The following is a 3,110-nucleotide window of genomic DNA, read 5'->3' as shown; positions in this document are numbered from 1 at the left end:
ATGGGCGTTGCCATGATCGTCGGCCTTGTCATCACGCTTGCCGTTCGGCTCGCCGGCCCGCAGATCCTCGCTGAGGCCGAGCGCCGCGCCACCGACCTGAGATCCGAGGCCGCGCATCCCGTCAATGCCGAGGCCGCGCCCATCTGAAACTGCCAGGACGCCGCGCGTACCGTCCCGCCCTTGTTTCGGCGTCCCAACTGGGCCCGGCGGTGTCCCTCCCGCCGGGCCTTTCTGGTCAGCCCGGGAAGGTAACGGTGACCAACGTCCCCGGCTGCGCGTCGCCAAGTGTAAGATCGGCGCCATGGAGGTCGGCAATGGCCTTGACCAGCGCCAGCCCCAACCCTGAGCCCGGCGTTGACCGGCTGGCCTCAAGCCGCGCGAGGCGACGCAGGACATAATCGCGCTGGCCTGCGGGAATGCCGGGACCGCCGTCTCTGACGGTGAGCATCCGACCGGAGAGCGAGAGCTCGATCTCGGTGCCCGGCGCGTGGCGCAGGGCGTTCTCGATGAGGTTCGCGACCAGGCGCGACAGCAGATGACGATCGCCGCTCACCGGGAGCGGCCCCGACACCGAGCAGGTCAGCGTAGAGCCTGCATCTTCGGCAGAGGGACCATAAATCTCTGCCATGTCTTCAAGCAATGCACCAAGGTCCACGCTGGTGAACGCCTCGCGCCCCTGGCCGCCTTCGAGCTGCGCGATCTGCAGCAGCGACTGGAAGGTCGCGATGATCTGCGCGGTCTCGATGCTGGCCTGATCGAGGTGCTGCCGCACCGGCTCCGGCAGGTCACTCTCGCCAAGCCGCTCGAGCCGCACCGCGACGCGCTGGATCGGAGTCTTGAGATCATGGGCAATGTCCGCACCGATCTGGCGCAAGGCCCCGACAGCGGCCTCCTGCGCTTCGGCCATGCGGTCGAGGTCGCGCGATATATCACCGAGGTCGGTGTCTGGGTGCGGCGCACAAACCCGTGCCGCAAAATCTCCTTCGCTCAGTGCGTGTAGCGTACCGCGGATCGCCTCCACGCGTGCCGTCGTCCGGCGTACCACGACAATGCCGATGGCCGAGGTCAGCATGAGCGCCGGGAGAAGGGCAAAGCCAAGGATTGCGATGAAGGTTTCCTGAAGTTCGGAGAGGCTTTCTCGACCGCTCGCCACCGTCAGCCAACCGGTCTCAAGATTCGCATGCCGCACCAGATAACTGTCGGCGAGAGGCTCGGGCAGATCAATCTCATCGTCAGTCACGATGCCAACGGGCAAATCTGATGGAACATTGGCAATTGTTTTTCCATTCATCTCGAACCGAATTAGCAGCGCGCTCGTGTCTGCGGCCGTAGCAATTTCAGACGTGCGCTCAAGCCGCTCTTCCGGGTCCGGTATCGCCCGTATCTCGGCGATGATCTGGTCGGCACGAAGGGCGATATCCGTACTGAGTGCCCGGTGCATGATCACATAGGCTATGCCGAGCCCGACCGAGATGAAGACAGTAAAGACCGCGATCAGCATCACCGAGAGGCGCAGCGGCGTCGATCGGAAGCGTGTCATTCGGCGATCCGATAGCCCGAGCCGCGCACGGTTTCGATCAGCGTCACTTCGAAGGGCTTGTCGATCTTGGTCCGCAGCCGGCTCATGTGGCTTTCGACCACGTTTGTCTGCGGGTCGAAATGGATGTCCCAGACGCCTTCGAGCAGCATGGTCCGCGTCTGCACCCGGCCCTTGCGGCGCAGCAGGTGTTCGAGCAGCGCAAATTCGCGCGGCTGCAGGTCGATTGGCTGGCCGCCCCGTGTGACCTTGCGGGTCAGCAGGTTCATCTCAAGATCGCGCGCCCGCAGCACCGTCGGCTCGTCCGAGGGCGGCGGACGGCGCGCCAGAGCGGCAAGGCGGGCGGAAAGCTCGCCGAAGGCGAAGGGCTTTGTCAGGTAGTCGTCGGCCCCGGCGTTCAGCCCGTCGATACGGTCCTCGATGCCACCGAGCGCGGTCAGCAACAGGACCGGCACCGGGTTCTTCGACGCGCGCAACGTGCGCAGGATCGACATGCCGTCGACATCGGGCACCATCCGGTCGAGCACCATCACGTCGTAGCTGGCCGTCATCGCCTGCATCAGCCCGTCGCGGCCATTGTCCAGCAGGTCAACCACATGGCCCTCGGCGCGCAGGCCGGTGGCGACATAGTCTCCGGTCGTGGGATCGTCTTCGATGACGAGGATATGCATTGGGCCTCCCAAAGATAGGGGCGGCAGGGAAACCCTGCCGCCCAAGCGGTTGTAGCGGACGGGACTGCGCCTGTCAGTCGTTGTCCTCGCCGTCCTCGTCCTGCTCGTGATCATCGTCGTCATCGGCTTCCGTCACCTTGGTCACCGCGCCGCTGGAGGGATCGACGAACCAGGTCTGCATCGCGCTGGAGGCGTCGGCGATCTCGACCTCGTAACCCCAGACGCCCTGGTCGTTGTCCTCCCAGCCCGCCGAGATCGCGATGCCGCCGGTCTCTTTTTGCGCGGTATCGACAGCCTGTGTCAGGGTCATGCCGCTCGCCTGGACCGCCTGGATTTCCTCGGCATCCGTCATTTCCGCGGTCGTCTCGCTGCCCGCCCAGGCGGCACCGGCCACGCCGGCGGCGAGGGTCACGGGGATCAGGGTCAGGGGGATGATGCGTTTCATGGGTCTTTCTCCTCTGCGGGCCCGGCGGCGTGCCGTGGCCTCGTGACAGAGAGATGGGCTGCGCCATGTGGCGGCGCGTGACGGCGAGATTGAAAATCCGTAATGCCGAACGCCGTTACATTACGGTTTCCCAACCTTCCCGTCAGACGGGCGCAGACGCCGAGCCTCAGAACGACCTCATCGACCATTTCGGTGAGGATTTCGACATGAAACAACTCCTGCTCGCCACGGCGCTGATTTCCCTCCCTGTGGCAGTCTTCTCCGGTGTGGAACATTTTATCGTCGGCACCCCGGCGGCTCCAGCGCAGCAGAGTGCGGTACCGCCGCTTGGCGATATGTCGAAATTCGCGGCGATCGTGAGCGACACGCAGAAGATCGCGGCGACCGGCGATCTTGTCGCCGCAGAGACGCGGATCACCGACCTCGAAACCGCCTGGGATGACGCTGAGGAGGAGCT

Annotated in this window: 4 protein-coding genes; 1 reads left to right on the top strand and 3 read right to left on the bottom strand. The window is 64.9% G+C overall.

What is annotated here, in order from left to right; translation table 11 throughout:
- Positions 1-235 precede the first annotated feature (235 nt).
- The 3 genes from G0A00_RS26090 to G0A00_RS26080 form a co-directional block, all read right to left on the bottom strand.
- Positions 236-1,540, bottom strand: a complete 1,305-nt coding sequence (locus G0A00_RS26090) for a HAMP domain-containing sensor histidine kinase (RefSeq protein ID WP_164185588.1) — start codon at positions 1,538-1,540, stop codon at positions 236-238.
- On the bottom strand, positions 1,537-2,208 hold the full coding sequence (locus G0A00_RS26085; protein ID WP_116599941.1) for a response regulator transcription factor: 672 nt from the start codon (positions 2,206-2,208) through the stop codon (positions 1,537-1,539). Before G0A00_RS26085 ends, G0A00_RS26090 begins: the two co-directional genes overlap by 4 nt.
- 73 nt (positions 2,209-2,281) lie before the next feature.
- The gene (locus G0A00_RS26080) at positions 2,282-2,653 is read right to left on the bottom strand and encodes a PepSY domain-containing protein (RefSeq protein ID WP_164185589.1); all 372 of its coding nucleotides are present in this window, start codon (positions 2,651-2,653) and stop codon (positions 2,282-2,284) included.
- A gap of 65 nt (positions 2,654-2,718) precedes the next feature.
- Between G0A00_RS26080 and G0A00_RS26075 the strand changes: the two genes are divergently transcribed.
- Positions 2,719-3,110, top strand: a 392-nt coding sequence (locus G0A00_RS26075) for a hypothetical protein (RefSeq protein WP_203595527.1), incomplete at its 3' end; no start/stop codon positions are given.

This window comes from Salipiger sp. PrR002 (assembly GCF_010500775.1).
Taxonomy (GTDB): Bacteria; Pseudomonadota; Alphaproteobacteria; order Rhodobacterales; family Rhodobacteraceae; genus Salipiger.
This window is presented reverse-complemented; position numbering and strand designations above follow the sequence as displayed.